Genomic DNA, 19,713 nt, shown 5'->3' with positions numbered 1-19,713 from the left:
TCAAGCCCTCCGGTACACGCCTGGAGGCAGCCCTCGGAGTCCGTGGGTTACCCGGCTCGAGAGGCTGCCTCCAAGTTCAGCCCTCCGACGGGTGGACGGCGCGGCCGTCCACCCCGGCGAACGACGTCAGGCCTTCTCGACGTCTGCCCAGTCAATCTGGTTGAGCAGGTTGAGCTTGACGTTCTTCACCTTAGTGGAGTGCCCGAAGTTGCTCCGGTAGAAGTAGACCGGGATGTACGGCAGTTCCTTGATCAGGATGTCATCGGCCTGCTGGTAGAACTTCAGGCCCTCGGCGGCGTCGGTCGCCTGGTCACCCTTCTTCAGCAGCTCGTCGAACTCCTTGTTGGAGTAGCCGCCGTAGTTGGAGCCGGACGCGATGGCCCCGGTGGCGAAGATCGGGGTCAGGTAGTTCTCGGCCGCCGGGTAGTCGATCGCCCAGCCCATCCGGAACAGGCCCTTGTACTCCTTGTTGTCCAGCGCGTCCAGGATGCCCTGGAACTTCTCGAACGGCTTGGGCGTGACATCGATGCCCAGGTTGGCGCGGAGGTTGTTGGCGACAGCCTCGATCCACTCCTTGTGGCCGCCGTCCGCGTTGTAGCCGATCTCGATGGTCTTCGGGCCACCCGCCTCGTCGTACAGCTTCTTGGCCTCGGCCGGGTTGTACGTGCAGGCGTCGCACGCCCCCTGGCGGTAGCCGGGGATGGCCGGGTTGATGAAGTCGTCGGCGGGCGCGCGGGTGCCGGAGAAGACCGTCTCGGCGATGGTCTTCCTGTCGATGGCCAGCGAGATGGCCCGGCGGACCTGCACGTCCTGGAAGTCGGGGTTGTACTTCAGCGGAACGCCGATGTAGCCGAGGGAGGCGTCGGGCTCGTCGAAGTAGCGGTCACCGAGCGCGGCCTTGGCGCTGGCGATCGCGGAGGGAGGCAGCGAGTCGTGGACGTCGAGGTTCTCGGCCTGGAGGTCGTTGTACGCGGTCTCGGAGCTGGTGTAGACCTTGAACTGGAGCTTCGTCCAGTTCGAGGGCTTCTTGCCCGGATACTTGTCGTACACCGACGCCTCGATGGTCGCGTCGGTGCCCTTCTTGTAGGGCTTGTCCAGCTTGAACAGGCCCTGACCGATCGGCTGCTCACCGTAGGCCTGGGTCACCTTGCCGTCGGGGCCGATGGCCGACTCGGGCATCGGATAGAAGGCGGTGTAACCCAGCATGGTCTTGAACTGCGAGAACGGCGCCGCGAGCGTGACCTCGAGCGTGAGGTCGTCGACGACCTTGAGACCCTTCATCTCCTTGGCCGTCGGCTTCTTGCCCTCGCCCGGGTGGACGTCCTCGTAACCGTCGATGCGGCCGAAGAAGTAGGACGCGCTCATGGCGTTGTCCTGCAGCGCCGCATAGTTCCACGCGCGCGCGTAGTCGGCTGCCGTCACGGCGGTGCCGTCGTGCCACGTGTAGCCGGACTTCAGCTTGATCGTCCAGACCTTGCTGTCCTCCGTCGTGATCGACTCGGCGGACTCCTCGACTGGCTGCTTGTTCTCGTCATAGCCGACGAGCGGAGAGAAAAGCGCGGCGAGAACCTCGGAGCCCTCGGTCTCTGTGGTGTTCTGCGGAACCAGGAGCTCCTGAGGCTCACCGACTTCCATGCGGACCGGCGTGGTGTCCCCGCCGCCCGCGGCAGTGCCACCGCTGTCCGAGGCACCGCCGCCACACGCGGCAACCGCGAGAGCGAGCAGCGCGGTACCGGCGACGATCTGTGCGCCCTTAGTAACACGCATGGTGAAAGAAATCCTCCCTCTACAGGTGGGCGTAAGCGCTGAGCTGCGGTGATCGTGAGCAGCCTGACGGGGGGTTCCTGGTTTCCCCCGGGTTTGGCTGACATGGTCAAACCAGCCGACGCCCTGCCAGTCGATCGCGACTATCCCTCACTACTTGCCACCAGGACGTCTCTGGCGCGTTGCAGTTCGGTCACACGTACGCCTATCCACCGTCACAGACATTTATCGCTATCGGCATGCAACGGTACAAAACATCCCAAGCAAGCCCTGCATGGACGTGAACAGTCGATGAAAATTACCCCCTACATGACGGTGCTCGTGCCCTTGCCGCCACGCCCCGCCCGGCTGGGCTACGGTTGAGCAGGTCTTGACGACGCCTTGGAACCCAGCGTCCCGAGACTCCGTCCAACTGACTGTCGCCGACCCGCGCGACAGGCACTCCACCGACCGGGATCCAATAGAGTCCTTGCCATGAGCCAGCCGGAATCCGCTGTCGCGGACGCCCAGGCGGGCGGCCGAAGCGGGCAGGAGCCGCTGGCCAAGCTCGCCAAGCGATATGGGCTTCGCCGTGCCATCGCGCGGCCGAGGTTCCCTGTCTACCTGCGCCAGTTGTGGCAGCGCCGCCACTTCATCCTGACATACGCGACCTCGCGCAACGTCTCGAAATACTCGAGTTCGGCGCTCGGCCAGCTGTGGCAGGTGCTGACTCCCCTGCTCAACGCCGCCATCTACTACGTGATGTTCGGCGTGGTCCTCGGCGGCAGAGACGGCATCGACAACTACCCGGCGTTCCTGCTGACCGGGATGTTCATCTTCACCTACACGCAGCGCACGGTCACCGCCGGCGCCAAGTCGATCTCCGGCAACCTGTCGATGATCCGGGCCCTGCACTTCCCCAGGGCCTCACTGCCGCTCGCCTACACGATCCAGGAGCTCCAGCAACTCGCCATCTCCATGGGCGTGCTCCTCACCATCGTGTGGGCGACAGGCGAGTGGCCGACCTGGTACTGGCTGATGATCCCGGTCGTGCTCCTGCTCCAGACGATGTTCAACGTCGGGATGGGCCTGGTGGTCGCCCGGCTCGGCGCGCAGATGCGTGACCTCAACCAGTTGCTGCCGTTCATCTCGCGCACCTGGCTCTACGCCTCGGGCGTGTTCTTCTCGATCCAGAACAAGGTCGTCGGGACGGCCGGGCTGCCGCAGTGGGTGGCGGACGTGATGTACCTCAACCCCGCCGCCTCCTACATCGAGTGGATGCGCGAGATCCTCATGGGGACCCACAACCCCGGGTACGGCCACCACCCCCCGGCGACGGTGGTGCTGTCTTGCGTATTCTGGGCGGTGTTCGCACTCGGCTTCGGCTTCTGGTACTTCTGGCGGTCCGAGGAGAGGTACGGGCGTGGCTGAACTGACCAAGGAGCTGTCACAGGTGAAGGGCGAGAAGCCCGCCGTCCCGGGCAAGGATGCGAAGGCGCGTCCCCAACCGGAGCCCTCGGGCAAGCGGCCTCTTGACGTCCCCACGGGCACTCCCACCGTCATCGTCGACGACCTCCACATCGTCTACCGCGTCTACGGCGCGGCCTCGGAGACCGAGAAGGGCAACGCGGTCAACGCCCTCACGCGCCTTCTGAAGCGCCAGGGACGCCCGCAGATGAAAGAGGTCCACGCGGTCAAAGGCGTGACGTTCGTGGCCTACCACGGCGACGCCATCGGCATCGTGGGGCGCAACGGCTCGGGCAAGTCCACGCTGCTGCGGGCGATCGCGGGTCTGCTGCCGCCGCACAAAGGGGCCGTCTACACCGACGGCCAGCCGTCGCTGCTCGGCGTCAACGCGGCTCTCATGCGTGAGCTGACCGGCGAGCGCAACATCGTCCTCGGCTGCTACGCCATGGGCATGACGCCCACCGAGGTGCGCGAGAAATACCAGGAGATCGTCGACTTCTCCGGCATCGACGAGTTCGTCCAGCTGCCCATGTCCACCTACTCCTCCGGCATGGGTGCCCGCCTGCGCTTCGCCATCTCCTCCGCCAAGACGCACGACGTGCTGCTCATCGACGAGGCCCTGGCGACCGGCGACCGCGAGTTCCGCAAGAAGAGCCAGGAGCGCATCCGCCAGATCCGAGAGTCGGCCGGCACCGTCTTCCTCGTCGCCCACGACCACAAGGTCATCGAGGAGACCTGCAACCGCGTCATCTGGCTGCACAAGGGCAAGATCAAGATGGACGGCGACCCCAAAGAGGTCATCGCCGCCTACAACAAGGGCTGATCCCCCGCCGCACCGACGCCGTCGCCGTGCGGCGCCTTTTGTCATGCCCGGAATCGATCGTGTGTGCGAAACTCGCGCGACGGGAGGGGCCAATGACTGACAGCGAGCCTGCCGTTCCGATAGAATTCGAACGCCAATTCGATCTGGGGAACGGCGATGGAGTGGGAGCGCGCGATGGGAGAGCTTTCGGCCGCGATTGACCACCTGGCCACCGAAGACGTGTCCGAGATCCCGCGGCTGCAGCTGGCCGAGCAGCTGCTGGAGCTCCACTGGCAGATGGCCAGGCTCCAGGCACAGATAGCCCGCCGCACCGGCGTGCGTCTCCTCTGACATCGCGACACGCCGTCCGGGCGACCCGATCGTTCCACCACGTCACGCGCCCGCCTGCCGTGCGCTCACCGCCCGCCGGCTCTCCCACGTCCGTCACGTGGGCCATGCTCGGGGGCTCGTGCGGGCCGGCACGTCCGGCCTTGGACGGCCCACTGTGCGCGCGTGTCGGCGGCCCGCCCCGCGCTCTGTCAGAGGGCCTCACCCTGGAGGCCCCCGGCCGTGTGCGGGGCGGAGGGACGGTGGCGGTGCCGTACATAGTGGGAAAAGCATGCCGCCGACCCCGGAGTGGGGTCGGCGGCGGGCGGGCTCGTGCGGCGCCGCCGCCCTGCAGTGGCGGCGCGGTGCGCGAGCTCGCCACGGGCTCGGGGCGCGTCCGCCCTGGCCCGTCGTGAGACCACCCGCGTGCGCGGCCCGTACGCACGACGCCTCGCCACACCCGGAACCGCCCGGCACCTGCGAGCGATCCACGCCGGCGGGCCGCCCGGCACCTGCGGGCGAACCACCGTCCGGCGGACCCGGAGCGCTCGGCACCTGTGAGCGCCCCTCATGGTCCGGCAGGTCGGTGCGGCGGCGTCCCGGCCACGGTGAGACACCGTTCCGTGGACGGCGCTGTCCCCGCCGGAGGTCGTTTGCTCCGGCGGCGGGACGGCGTACGGGTCACCGGCACGATACGGTTCCCGGCGTCGGCACCTGTGACGCCCGCGAACCCTCATGCCGTCCCTCGGCGAGCCACGCTCGCCGGCGCCTCCGTCGTGGCTAGTCGCGGTCCCAGGACTGCCGCACCGAGCTGGTCAGCGCGCTGGTGGACCACCCGAGAGAGGTCACCACGTCGCGGTAGGACGCGGCGGCCTTGGCGCCGCTGCTCTCGACGGTGCCGGCGACCTCCTCGACGACGGGGGCGACCCCGTCCAGCGTGGCGGCCTGCGTGAGGCCGGGCAGCGCCTCGGCGACGGGAGCCGCCTCGGCGGGCGCGACCTTGCCGAGGACCGTGGACAGCCGTCCGCCTGGGATGCCGGGCAGCGCGTTCTTGGCCGCCTGCGTGAGGCCGGTCATGGAGGCCTCGGCCGACAGGGACTCGATGCCCTTGACGGGTGCGCCACCGCTGGTCGGCAGCTTGCCCAGCGTGCTGCCGAAGGACGACTCGGCCAGGCCCGCCATGGCGGCGACGACGCCGTGCACGCCCGCGGACTGGGTGGCGACCTCGCTGCGGCCCTGATTGAAGGTCTTGACCGACGGCGTCGCGGTCTCCGCCATGCGGGCCGCGCCCGACAGCAGGGGCAGCGACGACGTCACGCCGCCGCGGCCGTTGCCGAGCGGAGAGAACCCGCCGACGATCGGCGACAGCTCGGTCAGCGGGTCGCCGTCCTTGACGACGTCCTCGGCCGAGTTGGCCGTGCCCATGGTCCGACGCTGGTTGTCGGCCCTCCTCCTGGCCTCGGCCAGGGCGTCCTTCTCGGCCTCCGTCAGGGCCTCCGGCTGGGCCGCGGCGCCGAACAGCGCGCCCACCAGGCCGGCGGCGACCCCGCCGCCGAGGATCCCGCCGAGCGGGCTGGTCGCGGTGGTGGTGCCTCCGCCCCGGCTGTCCAGGACTTCCGCTTGGACGGGCCCGGCCAAAGCCGCCGCCAAGCCAAATGTTGTGACGGCTACAGCCGCCTTGACTACTCGATTCATGATTGCCTTCCCGGCTCGTGATCGATCGCTCTCGAATGCGGTGGAAATGCGAATCGATAACCCCCGAATGCCGTGGCGTACGCGCTATGGGCACCACATCGGGCGTGCCGTCACGGCTGAGCTACGCCAGCAGTTCTATCACTGGCTGTGACCGGCCGCAGGCTCATGAATGCCCATGTAGAAGGGGTTTGCAGCTCGGTTACCGAGTGAGGGGGGAGCGTTGAGCGGGAAGACAAAACGGGAAATAGGAGGGCCTTGTTTCTGATAGTGCGCGCCCGCGCTCGGGCCTCCCTATCACCACCCTCCGGCCCGTGAACAATGGTTCGCGAATACAAATGTCACGGGCCGGGGTGTAATTTTCCTGTCGCGTTGGACGACTGTCGCGTCGGACGCGCGCGACCCTCAGGCGGGCAGCAGGGCTTCCTCCTGCTCGAACGGAAAACGGTCGGCGAAGGCCGGGCGGAGGTCGCTCAGCCACACCGCGGTCGGGTCGTAGCGCGCGAAGAACGGCCGCCCCACGAGTGAGGGGTCGCGCGCCTGGATGAGGTGGAGCACGAAGACCCGCTCCCCGGCGATCTCCGTGACGCCGTCGACGCACACCTTGCCCGGCGTGGCCGACATGGATGGACCGCGGACCGTGCGGCAGAGCCCTGAGACGGACGCGTAGGCGTCCCGGAAGATCTCGTACGCACGGGCCAGCGGCACCGCGAAGTAGTCCTGAGGACCGGTGTCGCGCTCGACGAACATGTAGTACGGAATCAGCCCCATCCTGAGCTGACGCCGCCACATGCGCGCCCACACGGCGGGGTCGTCGTTGATCGACCTGATCAGCGGCGCCTGGGTGCGGATCGTGGCGCCGCTGCCGAGGATGCGCTTGACCGCCGACTCCACCAGCGGCGACTCCAGCTCGCGCGGGTGCGAGAAGTGAGCCATGAACGCGAGGTTCTTGCCGGCGTTCGTGACCTCCTCGAACAGGCCGAGCGTGGCGTCGGCGTCGGGGTCGGTGACGAAGCGCTGCGGCCAGTAGGCAAGCGCCTTGGTGCCGATGCGGATGGACTCGAGCTGCTCCACCTCCAGGAGCGGCTCGATATATCGCCTGATGACGGGCTCGCCCATGATCATGGCGTCGCCACCGGTGATCAGGACGCTGGTGACCTCGGGATGGCTGCGGATGTAGCTCACCATCTGACCGATGTCGTCAGAGGCGAACTTGAGGTCCGCGTCACCGACGAACTGCGCCCACCTGAAGCAGTAGGTGCAGTAGGCGTGACAGGTCTGCCCCTGCTTGGGGAAGATCAGCACAGTCTCGGGATATTTGTGCTGCAGGCCAGGTACGGGCTCGTCGTCGATCTTCGGGACGTTGAGCTCCTTCTGCCCCGCGGGATGCGGGTTGAGCTGTGCGCGGACGCGATTGGCCTCAGCCTGGATCTCGGCATTGGGAGCCTCGGCCTTGAGCAGGTCGGCGAGCCGGGCGACGTCTTCGGCGGGCAGCATGTCCTCCTGCGGGAAGACGAGCCGGTATATCGGGTCGTCGGGCGCGGCCGACCAATCTATGAGTTCCTCGACGACGTAGGCGTTCGTCCGGAACGGCAGCACCGTGGCCACGGCGCGAACCTTGAGCCGCTCCTCGTCGCCGAGCCCCGCACGCTGGAGGAACTCGTCGAGATGCTTGGACGTGTACGCCTTGAAGCGTCGGGTGCCTGCCTGGTTCAAGATCACTAGGCCTGTCCCATCTTTTTTGTTCGATCTGATGTAAACCTCACGACCTTGTCGCGCGTCTACGGTTCTTAATACCCGGACGCTCCCAGTCGCGTCACCGGTTCCACCGGGCTCCAAGTTTCTCTGGAGGTTTGCCGACACTCGCGACATATCGCGAATAGGCCTACACTCATGTCCGTGACCGACTCTCCGGACCTCCGCGCTTCCGACGCCGACCGCGACCGCGTGGCCGCCGTGCTCTCGGAGGCGCTCGCCGCAGGAAGACTCACCAGTGTGGAGCACGCCGACCGGCTCGACCTCGCCTACACGGCGAAGACGGTCGGAGAGCTCGTCCCCATCACCAAGGACCTGCCCGACGTGTCCGCGGGGAACGTGCCGACCGCCATCGAACAGCAGGTCATCGACTCGAAGTTCAGCAAGGTCATACGCAAGGGCCGCTGGGTCGCCTCCAGGAACACCCGGCTGTCCGCGCGGTTCGGCGCCCTGATCATCGACCTGTCCGACGCCGTGCTGCCCGGCCGCGAGATCACGATCGAGACGAACGCCTGGTTCAGCAAGATGATCGTGCGCGTCCCCGAGAACGCCCACGTGATCGACGAGGGCAGCTCCGTGTTCGGCAAACGTAACGTGACCGGCGGCTCCGAGGCCGACGGTCCGCTGATCCGCGTCACGGGTGCGTCGAAGTTCTCCAAGGTCATCGTGTCGCGCGGGGTCTCCGACTGGAATCTGCGCTGACCGCGCCCCGCCCCTGGTCTTCCGCGCGCGACCCCTCCGAGGCCGGGCACGACTGGAACCCGCCCATGCGGGAACCAGGAGGGCCTACCCGCCGGTTAACCTGGCACCTGCCGTGCCTGCGATGCGGACGTCCGAGCCCGCGTTCCGGCCAAAGCCATGACGGCGGGCTCGAAGCCGTACGAGGTGATCATTGTCCGACAGCAGGCCCATCGCGCTCGACGCGATGGGCGGCGACCACGCACCCCACGAGATTGTGGCGGGCGCGGTCCACGCCGTACGCGAGTGCGGTCTGCGCATTGTGCTCGTCGGCTCGCCGCGCGTGCTCTACGAAGCGCTCGCCGACCACGACGCGACCCAGGAGATCCCCATCGTCCGCGCCGAGGAGGCCCTGACCATGGACGAGGGCGCGCTGGCCAGCCTGCGCCGCCCCCGCTCCAGCCTCGCGGTCGCCTGCCACCTCGTACGCCGCGGCGACGCCGGCGCGGTGGTCTCCGCCGGCTCCACCGCGGGCATCGTGGCGACCGGCAGGCTGCGCCTCAAGGGCCAGCAGGGTGTGCTCAGGCCGGCCATAGCCGTCGCCCTGCCCACGCTCCCCCACCCCACCCTGCTCCTCGACGCCGGGGCCAACGCCGAGGCAAAGCCGGAGATGCTGGTCCAGTTCGCCCATCTCGGCTCCGCCTACGCCGAGCTGGCCCACGGCGTCGAGCAGCCCAGGGTCGGCCTGCTCACCATCGGCAGTGAGGCCGAGAAGGGAAACAAGCTCGTCAAACGTGCCCACGAGCTGCTGCAGTCCTCGCCCGGCCTGCATTTCACCGGCAACGTCGAGGGCTACGACCTGCTGACAGGCAGGGCCGACGTGATCACCACCGACGGCTTCACCGGCAACGTGGCGCTCAAGACCATGGAGGGCGCGGTCCGCTACGCGTTGACCGAGCTGCAGGGGAGCATCGGCGACAGCAGGCTGGCCAGGCTCGGCGCCGCCATGCAGCGCTCGCGCCTGCGCGAGCTGCGCCGTCGCCTCGACCCGGAGGCGTACGGCGGAGCCGTTCTGCTCGGGCTCAACGGCACCGTCGTCATCGCCCACGGCTCGTCCAAGGCCCAGGGCATCAGCGCGGCCTGCCGGCTCGCGGCCGACCTTGCGTCGAGCGGCGTCGTGACCGAGGTCGGGGAGCGGGTCGCCGCCACACATCGCTCCCACCGATTGTGGTGACCCTTTAGGGTGTGAGACCGATCCACAGCAACAGGGGGATAGGTGGACGGTCTTGCCTCAACGATGCGGGGCCTGACTCCGGCTCAGGTGGCGCGGGCGCGGACCAACGACGTCCCGCGCCGCTCCAGCAGGTCGCTGAGCGCGATTCTCAGGGCCAACGTCCTGACCCTCTTCAACCTGGTCATCGGCGTGCTCAGCGTCCTCGTGCTCGTCTTCGGCGAGTGGCAGGACGTCATGTTCGGGCTGATCATCGTGGCCAACGCGCTGATCGGCATCGTCCAGGAGCTGCGCGCCAAGCGCACGCTCGACCGTCTCGCCGTGATCAACGAGGCGCCCGTACGCGTCCGCCGCGCCGGCCGGGAGGAGCGGATCGAGGCCCGCGACATCGTGCTGGGCGACCTCGTCCTGCTCGGCCCCGGCGAGCGCCTGCTGGTCGACGGCGAGGTCGTCGAGTCCGACGGGCTGGAGGTGGACGAGTCCCTGCTGACCGGCGAGGCCGACCCCGTGCGCAAACGCCCGGGTGACGGGGTCCTGTCGGGCAGCTTCGCGGTGGCGGGCTCCGGCTCGTTCGTGGCCACGAAGGTCGGCACCGACGCGTACGCCGTGCGCCTGGCCGAGGAGGCCAGCACGTTCCACCTCGCCCGATCCGAGCTGCGCGACGGCATCGCCGGCTTCATCAAGTACGTCACCTGGCTGCTCGTCCCGGTCGGCGGCCTGCTGCTCTACAGCCAGCTCAGCAACTCCGCCGACATCGGCACCGCCGTCACCGGCGCGGTCGCGGGCATCGTCACCATGATCCCCGAGGGGCTGGTGCTGATGACCTCGATCGCCTTCGCCGTCGGCGTCGTCCGCCTCGGGCGGCGCAAGTGCCTGGTCCAGGAGCTGCCCGCGATCGAGGGGCTGGCCAGGGTCGACGTGCTATGCCTGGACAAGACCGGCACCCTCACCTCCGGCGGGATGGACCTCGGACAGGTGCTGCCGCTGCGCGACGACCAGCCGACCGAGGCGGCGCTGGCCGCCCTGGCCCACCTCGACCAGCGGCCCAACGCCACCGCCCAGGCCATCCGCGCCCGCTACCCGCAGGTCGAGGACGGGTGGGCCGCCCGCGCCACCGTGCCGTTCTCCTCCGCGCGCAAGTGGAGCGGCGCCGACTTCGGCGAGCGCGGCACCTGGGTGCTGGGGGCTCCCGACGTGCTGCTCGACGCGGGCGAGTGTCACGACCGCGCCGCCGAACTGGCCGCCGCCGGCACCCGCGTGCTGCTGCTGTGCCGTACGGACGGCCTGCCGGCGGGCGCGGTCCCGGCGCGGCCGGAGCCCGTCGCGCTCGTCACCTTCACCCAGCGGATCAGGCCGGACGCCCGCGACACCCTGCGCTACTTCGAGGAGCAGGGCGTGACGGTCAAGATCATATCCGGCGACAACCCCGACGCGGTCTCGGCGATCGCGACCGGCCTCGGCATCCCTGGCGGCGAACACTCGATCGACGCCAGGACGTTGCCGCACGACGACCCCGCCGAGCTCGGCGAGCTGCTCGACACCCACACGGTGTTCGGCCGGGTCACCCCGCGGCAGAAACGTGCGTTCGTCGCCGCGCTCCAGGCCCGCGGCCACACCGTGGCCATGACCGGCGACGGCGTCAACGACGTGCTCGCGCTGAAGGACGCCGACCTCGGCATCGCGATGGGCGCGGGCAGTCCGGCCACCAAGGCGGTCGCCCAGGTGGTGCTGCTCGACGACAGGTTCGCCACGCTGCCGCACCTCGTGGGCGAGGGCCGCCGGGTGCTGGCCAACATCGAACGCGTCTCCCACCTGTTCCTCGTCAAGAGCTTCTACGCGATCGTGTTGTCGGTGATCGTCGGGCTTTCGGGGACGATGTTCCCGTTCGCGCCGCGCCACTCGACCCTGACGAACGCCCTGACCATCGGCATCCCCGTCCTCTTCCTCGCGCTCACGCCCACGCTCGAACGCCCGCGACCGGGGTTCGTGCCCAGGGTGCTGCGCTTCGCCGTACCCGCCGGGGTGTTGTGCGCGGCGGCGGTGATACTGGCGTTCTGGTCCGCGCACGACAGCACCTCCACGCTCGTCGAGACCCAGACGTCCGCGGTGCTCGCCCTCTTCCTCACCACGTGGTGGGTGCTCGTGCTGATCGCCAGGCCGCTCAACTGGTGGCGTACGGTCCTCGTCGGCTCCATGGCCGTGCTGTTCGCCGTCAGCCTGACGCTGCCCTTCGTCAGGGAGTTCTTCGCGCTCCGGCCGGGCGACGTGGCCAGGGATCTGACGGCCGTCGGCATCGCCGTCGCGGCGGCCGCGGCGATCAGTATCGCGGTCAGGCTCGCCGGTACCCTTAGAACATGACCGACCCGCAGATTGTGCTCACCGAGCGCGTCCAGCAGGCGCTGGCGCACGCGTTCGGCCCCGAGCACGCCGACGCAGACCCGCTGATCCGGCCCTCCCAGTTCGCCGACTTCCAGGCGAACGTCGCGATGAGCCTGGCCAAGCGGCTGCGACGGGCGCCGCGGGAGGTCGCGGAGGCGATCGAGGGCGCGCTGTCCGACTTCCCCGGCACGGTCGAGGTCAGCGGCCCCGGCTTCCTCAACATCACGCTCGACGACTCGTGGATCGAGTCCGAGGCCCGGCGGATGCTCGCCGACCCCCGGCTCGGCGTCGGCTCGACCGCCCCCTCGCAGACCGTGGTGATCGACTACTCCGCGCCCAACGCGGCCAAGGAGATGCACGTCGGCCACCTGCGCACGACGATCGTCGGTGACTCCCTGGCCCGCCTGCACGAGCATCTCGGCAACACCGTGATCAGGCAGAACCACCTGGGCGACTGGGGCACCCCGTTCGGCATGCTCATCGAGCACCTGCTCGACATCGGCGAGGGGGCCGCCGTCGAGCAGCTCGAAGCCGGCATGGGCACGGAGTTCTACCAGGCGGCGCGGGTCAAGTTCGAAAACGACGAGGGCTTCAAGCAGCGGGCCCGGGTGCGGGTGACCACGCTGCAGTCCGGCGACCCCGACACGATGCGGCTCTGGCACGTGTTCATGGACGCCACCGTCCGCTACTTCAACAAGATCTACGAGCTGCTCGGCGTCACGCTGACCGACGCCGACATCGCCGGCGAGAGCATGTACAACCCCATGCTCCAGAAGACGTGCGACGACCTGGAGGCCTCGGGGACGGCGGTCGTCAGCGACGGCGCGCTCTGCGTGTTCCCGCCCGGCTTCACCGGCTCCGACGACAAGCCCCTGCCGCTCATCGTCAGGAAGAGCGACGGGGGCTACGGCTACGCCTCCACCGACATGGCGGCCATCCGCTACCGCGTCCACGACCTCAAGGCCGACCGCATCCTCTACGTCGTGGGCTCCGACCAGGCGCTGCATTTCCGCATGGTGTTCGCGGCGGCGCGGGTGGCGGGCTGGCTGCCCGACACGGTCTCGGCCGAGCACGTCCAGATCGGCATGATGCTCGGCAAGGACGGCCGCCGGTTCAAGACCCGTTCCGGCGAGTCCATCAAGCTGGTGGACCTGCTGCAGGAGGCCGTCGACCGGGCCACGGCGGCGATCTCCGACCGGGGCTACGACGAGGCCACCAAGAGCGAGATCGCGCGGGCCGTCGGCATGGGCGCAGTGAAATACGCCGACCTGTCGGTCAGCCACGACAGCGAATACGTCTTCGACTTCGACCGCATGCTCGCCTTCACCGGCAACACCGGCCCCTACATGCAGTACGCCACGGCCCGGATCCGCTCCATCTTCCGCCGGGCCGGCATCGAGACGTCCGACGCGAAGGGCCCGATTCTGCTGGGCGATCCCGCCGAGCGTGCCCTGGCTCTCCACCTGCTCGGCTTCGGCTCGCTCGTCGAGCAGGTGGCCGAGCAGTCCGAGCCCCACCGGCTGTGCGCCTTCCTCTACGAGACGGCCAGCCTCCTGAGCACGTTCTACGAGCAGTGCCCGGTGCTGCGGCCGGACGTCCCGCCGGAGACGCGCGTCTCCCGCCTCGCCCTGTGCGCGCTGACCACGGCCGTGCTGGAAACCGGGCTCGACCTTCTGGGCGTCCCTGTCCCCGAGCGCATGTAACAGGCAGTTGACGCAAAGCTCCCGTTCCGTCGTGGGCGCGCCTTCACCTCGTTGGCGCGCCCCAGCGGCTAGGCTTTACGCGGTCATGAACTGAGGCCGAAATGGGGGAGTTCTCTGCCTTGAGCACGGACCTGACTGCGAGCCCCCAGGCAGCGACGGAGGTGCATCGCTACGCGGAGGCGTTGCTCACGCACCTCGCCGCCAACGGCTCCGCACCTCCCGCCGCCCCGGGCTTCCGCGACGTCCCCGGCTACTGGCTGCCACCTGCCGTCGAGGCGCTGGTCGCCATCCTCGCCGGCGATGACCCCCTTGAGCCGCTGAGCAGGGCGGCCGGGCGCGACCAGCAACAGACCGCGCTCTTCCTCTGCCTGGCCCTAGCCGTGTCCGGGCAGGGCAGCCGCATCCACGCCTCATGGCTCGGCACCGCCTTCGGCGAGTTGTCCCTCGACCGGCCGGTCACCCACGGACAACGCTCGCTCTGGCTGGCCGCTGCCAGAGGCGCCTACGGCCCCGCCGGCAAGATCTTCGTCCTGCGCAAGCTCGACGTGCTGGCCGTGCAGGAACACGCCGACCCGAAGCAGTGGGTGCAGGCGCTGGTCCCCGACGAGCCGTCGGTCGTGGTGCCGCCGTCCCTCGTCGACTTCCCCGAAATGGCCGAACTCCCCGAACTGGCCAGGCCCGCGATGGCCGCCGCCCGCCTGGCGCGGTTGCGCGGCCGGGTCGCCGAGATCACCTCGGCCCGCCAGTCCGACCACGACTCCTCCGCTCCGCTCGACAACAGCACCGGCAGCCCCGCCACGTCGTGGGCCGAGGACGAACCACTCGCCGTGCTGCGCTCACTGATCGGCCAGAGCGGACCGGCCGGCCCGATGGCCTCGCTCAGCTCACACCTGCTCGACGACCTGCGCCCCGGCGCCGACCCGCACCTGGCGGCGATCGCCCTGCACGTGGCAGCGCCCATCCTGCGGGGAGTCTGCGAGGAACTGGAGGCCGACAGCCGCCTGGAGCCGCCGGAGACGCTGACGGTTCCGCTGCTCGGCCACCGCATCCACCTGCGTCCCGAGGGTCCCGACCAGCAATCGATGGCCGCCGCCGAGGACGCCATCGTCGCCGACGGAGTCGTTCCCCGCGGCCGGCCGTGGGCCGCCATGGTGCTGATCGTCGCCGGCGTCACCTGTCTCATCGGCGCCGCCTTCCTCAACAACCTGCTCGTCGCGGCCGCCGTGGCGATGATCGGCTTGGCCGGCTGGCAACTCTGGCTGCGCCGCAAACTCGTCGAAGCCGACGCCCGCTTCGTGACGGCCCAGGTGAGCGAGCTGAAAGAGCTGGCCGAGGGGGCGGTGTGGGCTCTGCACGCCTACGCCCGAGAAGCCGACGTACGCGCCACGCAGGCCGCCGACGACGCCGTGGAACTGACCCGGTTGATCCGCCGCGGCCCACGCGCGGGCTGACCCTCCTGTCCCCGCACAGGCGCGTACAACGGCACCACCGCCATGCCAGGCTTGCAGGCTGACCCGTCCAGAATGGCGTCAGGGTCGGCACCTGTCGGTCGCGCCCACGGCGGCCCGCGCAGTCAACTGCGGAACCTACCGGCTCACCCGCCCGCGGTGGACTTCGTACCCCGCACCGGCTTACCCACCAGCAGCGGGCTCCAGAACCCGACCCCGCCTGGATCTGAAATACGGAATCCCTGTCCGCAGTGGAATCAACGGCTTCCCCGACCCGGGTATCCACCGGGTTCGTACTGGGGACTCTCTGCCCGCACGTGGGTCATGGCCCGCACACGTGGGGCGTTCACCGGCTCGCTGTCGCGGCCTGACCTGCTGGGCTGGAGGGGCGAACACACCGCCGCAGCCCGTTCCCGGAGTGACCCGGCCGCCGTCCCGTCGCGCCCGCGCGCGACAAGAGGCTCTGGTCCCGTCAGGAGACCCGCGGCCCGCATCACAGCGGGTCTCCTACGAAACCTCGATCTCCACGTGTGCCGGTGCGAGCAGGAAGACGCGGTCGGCGATGCGCTCGATCCTTCCCTCACACCCGAAGGCCAGCCCTGCGGCGAAGTCGACCATCCTTGTCGCCTCAGGCATGGGCATGCCCGTGACGTCCATGATGACCGTCTGCCCGTCACGGAAGTGCTGGCCGATCATCGGCGCGTCGTTGTACTTGAGCGGCTGGACCATCACGATGCGTGACGAGTCGACGTTCGCGCGCCACCGCCTGGCGGCACGCTCCGTAGCGGGCACGTATTCGTCCTCGTAGTGCCCGTCGTCGTCGTAGCCCTCGTCGTATTGGTCGATTCCGCCCAGGCCAAGGTAGCTCACCACCTTGCGCACTGCCCCCATCGGCTTGTCCTTTCCTCAGGAACTCACCGTAATCGGCACGTCCCTACACATTGGACGGTAACCGACGATTCCGCATTCGCCACGCGACACGCCCAGGACTAATTCCATTTTGTACGGCTTGCAGCCCGGTTGCAGCTGGATATCCGACCCCTGGATAGCATCGAGCACATGCGCCTCTTCACTGTGGACGCCTTCACGGACACAGCTTTCAAGGGTAATCCCGCAGCGGTCTGCCTGCTGGACTCTCCGGTTACTGACCGATGGATGCAGAGCGTAGCCGCCGAGATGAACCTCTCCGAGACCGCGTTCCTGCTCGGAGATTCTCTGCGCTGGTTCACGCCCGCGGTCGAGGTCACACTCTGTGGCCACGCCACCCTCGCGACCGCTCACGTCCTGTATTCGACCGGGGCGGCGAGCGGCCGGGTCGAATTCACGACGGCCAGCGGCACGCTTACCGTGAATCGCAGCTCCGACGCCATGATCACCATGGATTTCCCGGCGAAGGAGGTGACCCCCTCCGGCGTTCCCGCCGCCCTCGAGAAAGCGCTCGGGGCGACCCCGGTTCAGGTCGGAAAAAGCCACCTCGACCTGCTCGTCGAGCTCGACTCAGAGGAATCGGTACGGTCGCTGACCCCCGATATTCCAGCCCTGGCCGCCGTCGACGCGAGAGGCGTGATCGTCACCGCACGGGGCACGGAGACCGACTTCGTCTCCCGCTTCTTCGCCCCCAATGTCGGCGTCCCGGAGGACCCGGTGACGGGCTCGGCCCACTGCGCGCTCTCTCCGTACTGGTCGTCCCGCCTCGGCCGCCCGTCCTTGGTGGGAGCCCAGGTGTCGGCCAGAGGGGGCCTCGTCCACGTGACCCACGACGGTGACCGCGTCCATCTGGCCGGCCGGGCCGTCACGGTGTTCTCCGGCACCCTGCACCTCTGAAGGCCGCATCCCCCGAGGTGCGAACGGAAGCGGCCAGGCGGTGACTGTGCTCGCGGCGGTTCGAGACGCTGCGGCGGATGAACAGTCACCATCGCTGCGAGACAACGTGAAGCGGCGATCAGAGGTCAGGGCGCCAGCCTCGCTCGACCGACCGACGGCACTGGTCGGGGTCGTCGCCCGCGCTGGTGAACAGGGCGGTCAGCAGCGGCACACCATGGTCCAGCGACTGACGGGGCAGAGGACCGGTGACGACGAGCGATGCCAGTCCATGGCCGACGGTCCAGCTCTGCGTGGCCAGTTCCAGCGGGTCGACGTCGTCGCGGAAGCGGCCGACGTCAGTCGCCCGTTCGACGGCCCGTACGAGACAGTGCAGCGTGTCATCCGCGGCCGTGGCGTCCTCCAGTTCGAACCCGGCGTCGAACATGACCTGGTAGAGATCCGGACTGGCCAGGGCGTTGGACAGGTACGCGGCGCCGAGGGCGGCCAGGTCCCGCACCGGATCCTTCGATGGCGCGACCGCGGCGAGATGGGCGGCGAGGCGGGTGAAGCCTTCCTGTCGCATCGCTGTCCACAGACCGTCCATGCCGTCGAAGTAGGTGTAGACGGCCATGGTCGACACCCCGGTGCCGGCCACCAGCGAGCGGAGCGTGACCGGCTGCCGGGCGGCGAGCATCTGTGCGGCTCGGTCGATCAGCAGGGAGCGGACCGCCGGGTCCTTCGTCCTCACCATGGCACCACAATACATAGCTTTGCTATGTTCTCGACAGGCACCGAACGGGCTGTGCCGATGAGCAAGCAAGGAGCGGACATGACCGTGACCCTGGTCAACCCCGACGGGCTGCCGAAACCCGACGTCTACCGCCAGCTGTCGATCGCCACCGGATCGAAACTGGCGTTCCTGGCCGGCCAGGTGGCTCGCGATGCCGAGGGCCGGCCGGTCGGTGAGGGGGATCTGGCCGCTCAGGTCGAGCAGGCCTACCTCAACATCGGCACCGCCCTCGCCGGAATCGGCGGATCCTTCGATGACGTGGCCAAACTGACCATCTACGTCGTCGACTGGACACCCGACAAGATGCCGCTGCTGGGAGAGGGCGTCGCTCGGGCGGCGGCCAGGCTGGGGGTCGACCCGGTCAAGCCGATCACCTTGCTGGGCGTTGCGGCGCTGGGCGAACCCGACCTGCTGGTAGAAGTCGAGGCCACCGCCGTCATCGACTGAGCCGCGACACCCCGCACCCGGCTCTCGACAAGCGTGGGACTCGAGACCGTTGAGATGTCCGCACATGTCAACAGAGACAGCGGGCGGAGTCACCAACGTCGAGCCTGCCACTTGGTCCTGGCCGTACCGCGGCGGAAACTCAGTTCACCGCGCGGCGGGCGAGAAGGTACGCCTGCGGGAAGCCCCGCCTGGGATCCTCCTCCGGAGAGATCACCAACCGGGCCACCTCCGTGAGCCCGGCGCTGAGGAGCAGTCCGGCGATGTGGTCGGGCGAATATCTGTAGGCGAGTGACACGAGGTGGTCGAACGATTCGGCCACCTCGGTGGCGTCGTCGTGCGCCTGGAAGCCGAGCAGCAGGTGGCCTCCGGGCGCGAGCACGCGGTGAAACTCCGCGAACGCCTCGGGAAGCCGTTCGGGCGGGGTGTGGATGATGGAGTAGTTGGCGAGCACCCCGGCCAGAGCAGCGTCATCGACCTTGAGAGCTTCCATCGCTCCAACCTCGAAGCGCAGTTCCGGATGCCGGCTCCGAGCGAGCACGATCATTTCCGGCGAAAGGTCAACCCCGAACACGCTCAGGCCGAGTGCATGCAGATGCGCGGTGACATGGCCGGGGCCGCATCCCACGTCAGCCACCGAACCTCCGCCGCGGGTCCGGATCAGCTCGACGAAGACGGGGATCATCGCGTGGTTGAGCGGCTCAGCATGGTACCGCTCAGGGATGTCCTCGGCGTAGCGAGCGGCGACGGCATCGTACGCCTCTCGGGTTGCGGCAATAGGGTCCGGCTCTGTCATGGACAGCCATGCTAGAGCCTGGCGCGGGCGTGACGCTTCCCCCTCGACGACGCGCACCCCGTTCGGTGGCACACTGCCCGAATGAAGGTCAGAGTCGCAGTCGAGCAGGACTTCACCGGTTGACCGGCTCGGCTTCACGCCTGCGGAGGCCACCAGCCCGGGGCCGGAAGGCGGCTCCCGGCAGATCTACCGCCTCGCCGTCCCCCACCAGCCCTTCGAACTTTCCTCATAGCCCCAACCGCTTTCCCCGCAATCTCTGTACGTCACGGAAACTGCAGGCGCAACAAAAAAGGGGCTCCACGCCTCAAGCGTGGAGCCCCTACAAAAAATTGTCCGGCGGCGACCTACTCTCCCACACCCTCCCGAGTGCAGTACCATCGGCGCAGAGAAGCTTAACTTCCGGGTTCGGAATGTAACCGGGTGTTTCCTTCCCGCCATAACCGCCGTAACCCCATGAAACCGCCAAGCGTAACCGCTTGCTGTCTCAGAATTGCCTAGTGGACGCGAGCAACACCACAAAAAAAAGTGTGCTTTGTGGTCAAGTCCTCGGCCTATTAGTACCGGTCAGCTCCACACGTTACCATGCTTCCACACCCGGCCTATCAACCCGGTCGTCTACCGGGAGCCTTAACCCCTCACAGGGTGGGAGACCTCA

Annotated in this window: 16 protein-coding genes and 2 rRNA genes; 10 read left to right on the top strand and 8 right to left on the bottom strand. The window is 68.5% G+C overall.

The features are described from left to right. Nucleotides 1-126 precede the first annotated feature (126 nt). Nucleotides 127-1,635, bottom strand: a complete 1,509-nt coding sequence (locus E1267_RS07260) for a peptide ABC transporter substrate-binding protein (RefSeq protein ID WP_246063584.1) — start codon at nucleotides 1,633-1,635, stop codon at nucleotides 127-129. 603 nt (nucleotides 1,636-2,238) lie between these two features. Here E1267_RS07260 and E1267_RS07255 point away from each other — a divergent pair. The 3 genes from E1267_RS07255 (at nucleotide 2,239) to E1267_RS44125 (ending at nucleotide 4,363) form a co-directional block, all read left to right on the top strand. Then, a complete protein-coding gene (locus tag E1267_RS07255) occupies nucleotides 2,239-3,174 on the top strand; it encodes an ABC transporter permease (RefSeq protein WP_132331047.1) in 936 nt (311 codons plus the stop codon). Continuing rightward, nucleotides 3,167-4,033 (top strand): ABC transporter ATP-binding protein, encoded by an 867-nt coding sequence (locus tag E1267_RS07250; protein WP_181957757.1) that lies wholly within the window; start codon nucleotides 3,167-3,169, stop codon nucleotides 4,031-4,033. Before E1267_RS07255 ends, E1267_RS07250 begins: the two co-directional genes overlap by 8 nt. A gap of 174 nt (nucleotides 4,034-4,207) precedes the next feature. Further along, nucleotides 4,208-4,363, top strand: a complete 156-nt coding sequence (locus tag E1267_RS44125; protein ID WP_165959494.1) for a hypothetical protein — start codon at nucleotides 4,208-4,210, stop codon at nucleotides 4,361-4,363. A 756-nt stretch (nucleotides 4,364-5,119) separates the two neighbouring features. On the opposite strand, the gene E1267_RS07245 is transcribed toward E1267_RS44125, so the two are convergent. Together E1267_RS07245 and E1267_RS07240 are read right to left on the bottom strand one after the other, a co-directional pair. Beyond that, entirely contained in the window at nucleotides 5,120-5,989 is an 870-nt protein-coding gene (locus E1267_RS07245) for a hypothetical protein (protein WP_132331045.1), read from the bottom strand. Nucleotides 5,990-6,436: 447 nt separating this feature from the next. Further along, nucleotides 6,437-7,753, bottom strand: coding sequence for a KamA family radical SAM protein (locus E1267_RS07240; protein WP_132331043.1), 1,317 nt, complete (start codon nucleotides 7,751-7,753; stop codon nucleotides 6,437-6,439). Nucleotides 7,754-7,924: 171 nt separating this feature from the next. Here E1267_RS07240 and E1267_RS07235 point away from each other — a divergent pair, with 171 nt between their 5' ends. The 5 genes from E1267_RS07235 to E1267_RS07215 all read left to right on the top strand — a co-directional run bounded on the left by E1267_RS07235 (nucleotide 7,925) and on the right by E1267_RS07215 (nucleotide 15,228). Further along, nucleotides 7,925-8,488 (top strand): DUF1707 SHOCT-like domain-containing protein, encoded by a 564-nt coding sequence (locus tag E1267_RS07235; RefSeq protein WP_132331041.1) that lies wholly within the window; start codon nucleotides 7,925-7,927, stop codon nucleotides 8,486-8,488. 190 nt (nucleotides 8,489-8,678) lie between these two features. Beyond that, nucleotides 8,679-9,698, top strand: a complete 1,020-nt coding sequence (gene plsX, locus E1267_RS07230; protein WP_132331039.1) for a phosphate acyltransferase PlsX — start codon at nucleotides 8,679-8,681, stop codon at nucleotides 9,696-9,698. A 42-nt stretch (nucleotides 9,699-9,740) separates the two neighbouring features. Next, on the top strand, nucleotides 9,741-12,053 hold the full coding sequence (locus E1267_RS07225; protein ID WP_246063580.1) for an HAD-IC family P-type ATPase: 2,313 nt from the start codon (nucleotides 9,741-9,743) through the stop codon (nucleotides 12,051-12,053). Further along, entirely contained in the window at nucleotides 12,050-13,777 is a 1,728-nt protein-coding gene (gene argS, locus E1267_RS07220) for an arginine--tRNA ligase (protein ID WP_132331037.1), read from the top strand. The genes E1267_RS07225 and argS overlap by 4 nt, the downstream gene beginning before the upstream one ends. Before the next feature lie 161 nt (nucleotides 13,778-13,938). After that, nucleotides 13,939-15,228: a hypothetical protein gene (locus tag E1267_RS07215; protein ID WP_132331035.1), complete on the top strand. Its 1,290-nt coding sequence runs from the start codon at nucleotides 13,939-13,941 to the stop codon at nucleotides 15,226-15,228. A 504-nt stretch (nucleotides 15,229-15,732) separates the two neighbouring features. Here the strand turns inward: E1267_RS07215 and E1267_RS07210 are convergent. Beyond that, nucleotides 15,733-16,116 carry a cell division protein SepF gene (locus E1267_RS07210; RefSeq protein ID WP_132331033.1) on the bottom strand — a complete coding sequence of 128 codons (384 nt, stop codon included), beginning with the start codon at nucleotides 16,114-16,116 and terminating at the stop codon, nucleotides 15,733-15,735. A gap of 168 nt (nucleotides 16,117-16,284) precedes the next feature. Between E1267_RS07210 and E1267_RS07205 the strand changes: the two genes are divergently transcribed. Continuing rightward, nucleotides 16,285-17,049, top strand: coding sequence for a PhzF family phenazine biosynthesis protein (locus E1267_RS07205; protein WP_132331141.1), 765 nt, complete (start codon nucleotides 16,285-16,287; stop codon nucleotides 17,047-17,049). Between the two features lie 118 nt (nucleotides 17,050-17,167). Here the strand turns inward: E1267_RS07205 and E1267_RS07200 are convergent, their stop codons facing one another. Beyond that, a complete protein-coding gene (locus E1267_RS07200) occupies nucleotides 17,168-17,779 on the bottom strand; it encodes a TetR/AcrR family transcriptional regulator (RefSeq protein ID WP_132331030.1) in 612 nt (203 codons plus the stop codon). Nucleotides 17,780-17,857: 78 nt separating this feature from the next. Between E1267_RS07200 and E1267_RS07195 the strand changes: the two genes are divergently transcribed. Further along, complete coding sequence (locus E1267_RS07195) at nucleotides 17,858-18,265, top strand: RidA family protein (RefSeq protein WP_132331028.1); 408 nt, start codon at nucleotides 17,858-17,860, stop codon at nucleotides 18,263-18,265. A 139-nt stretch (nucleotides 18,266-18,404) separates the two neighbouring features. Here E1267_RS07195 and E1267_RS07190 read toward each other — a convergent pair whose 3' ends face one another. The 3 genes from E1267_RS07190 to E1267_RS07180 form a co-directional block, all read right to left on the bottom strand. Beyond that, entirely contained in the window at nucleotides 18,405-19,196 is a 792-nt protein-coding gene (locus tag E1267_RS07190) for a class I SAM-dependent DNA methyltransferase (protein WP_246063577.1), read from the bottom strand. 193 nt (nucleotides 19,197-19,389) lie between these two features. Continuing rightward, nucleotides 19,390-19,506, bottom strand: a 5S ribosomal RNA gene (gene rrf / locus E1267_RS07185). Nucleotides 19,507-19,592: 86 nt separating this feature from the next. Then, nucleotides 19,593-19,713, bottom strand: a 23S ribosomal RNA gene (locus E1267_RS07180); the annotation flags it as partial.

Origin of the sequence: Nonomuraea longispora (assembly GCF_004348345.1) — a bacterium.
Classification (GTDB): Bacteria; Actinomycetota; Actinomycetes; order Streptosporangiales; family Streptosporangiaceae; genus Nonomuraea; species Nonomuraea longispora.
This window is presented reverse-complemented; position numbering and strand designations above follow the sequence as displayed.

What these genes read in the sequence shown, in the direction of transcription:
- E1267_RS07260 (WP_246063584.1), bottom strand. Translation starts at nt 1,635, where the DNA reads ATGGAAGTCGGTGAGCCTCAGGAGCTCCTGGTTCCGCAGAACACCACA.
- E1267_RS07255 (WP_132331047.1), top strand. Translation starts at nt 2,239, where the DNA reads ATGAGCCAGCCGGAATCCGCTGTCGCGGACGCCCAGGCGGGCGGCCGA.
- E1267_RS44125 (WP_165959494.1), top strand. Translation starts at nt 4,208, where the DNA reads ATGGGAGAGCTTTCGGCCGCGATTGACCACCTGGCCACCGAAGACGTG.
- E1267_RS07235 (WP_132331041.1), top strand. Translation starts at nt 7,925, where the DNA reads ATGTCCGTGACCGACTCTCCGGACCTCCGCGCTTCCGACGCCGACCGC.
- argS (WP_132331037.1), top strand. Translation starts at nt 12,050, where the DNA reads ATGACCGACCCGCAGATTGTGCTCACCGAGCGCGTCCAGCAGGCGCTG.
- E1267_RS07210 (WP_132331033.1), bottom strand. Translation starts at nt 16,116, where the DNA reads ATGGGGGCAGTGCGCAAGGTGGTGAGCTACCTTGGCCTGGGCGGAATC.
- E1267_RS07205 (WP_132331141.1), top strand. Translation starts at nt 16,285, where the DNA reads ATGCGCCTCTTCACTGTGGACGCCTTCACGGACACAGCTTTCAAGGGT.
- E1267_RS07200 (WP_132331030.1), bottom strand. Translation starts at nt 17,779, where the DNA reads ATGGTGAGGACGAAGGACCCGGCGGTCCGCTCCCTGCTGATCGACCGA.
- E1267_RS07195 (WP_132331028.1), top strand. Translation starts at nt 17,858, where the DNA reads ATGACCGTGACCCTGGTCAACCCCGACGGGCTGCCGAAACCCGACGTC.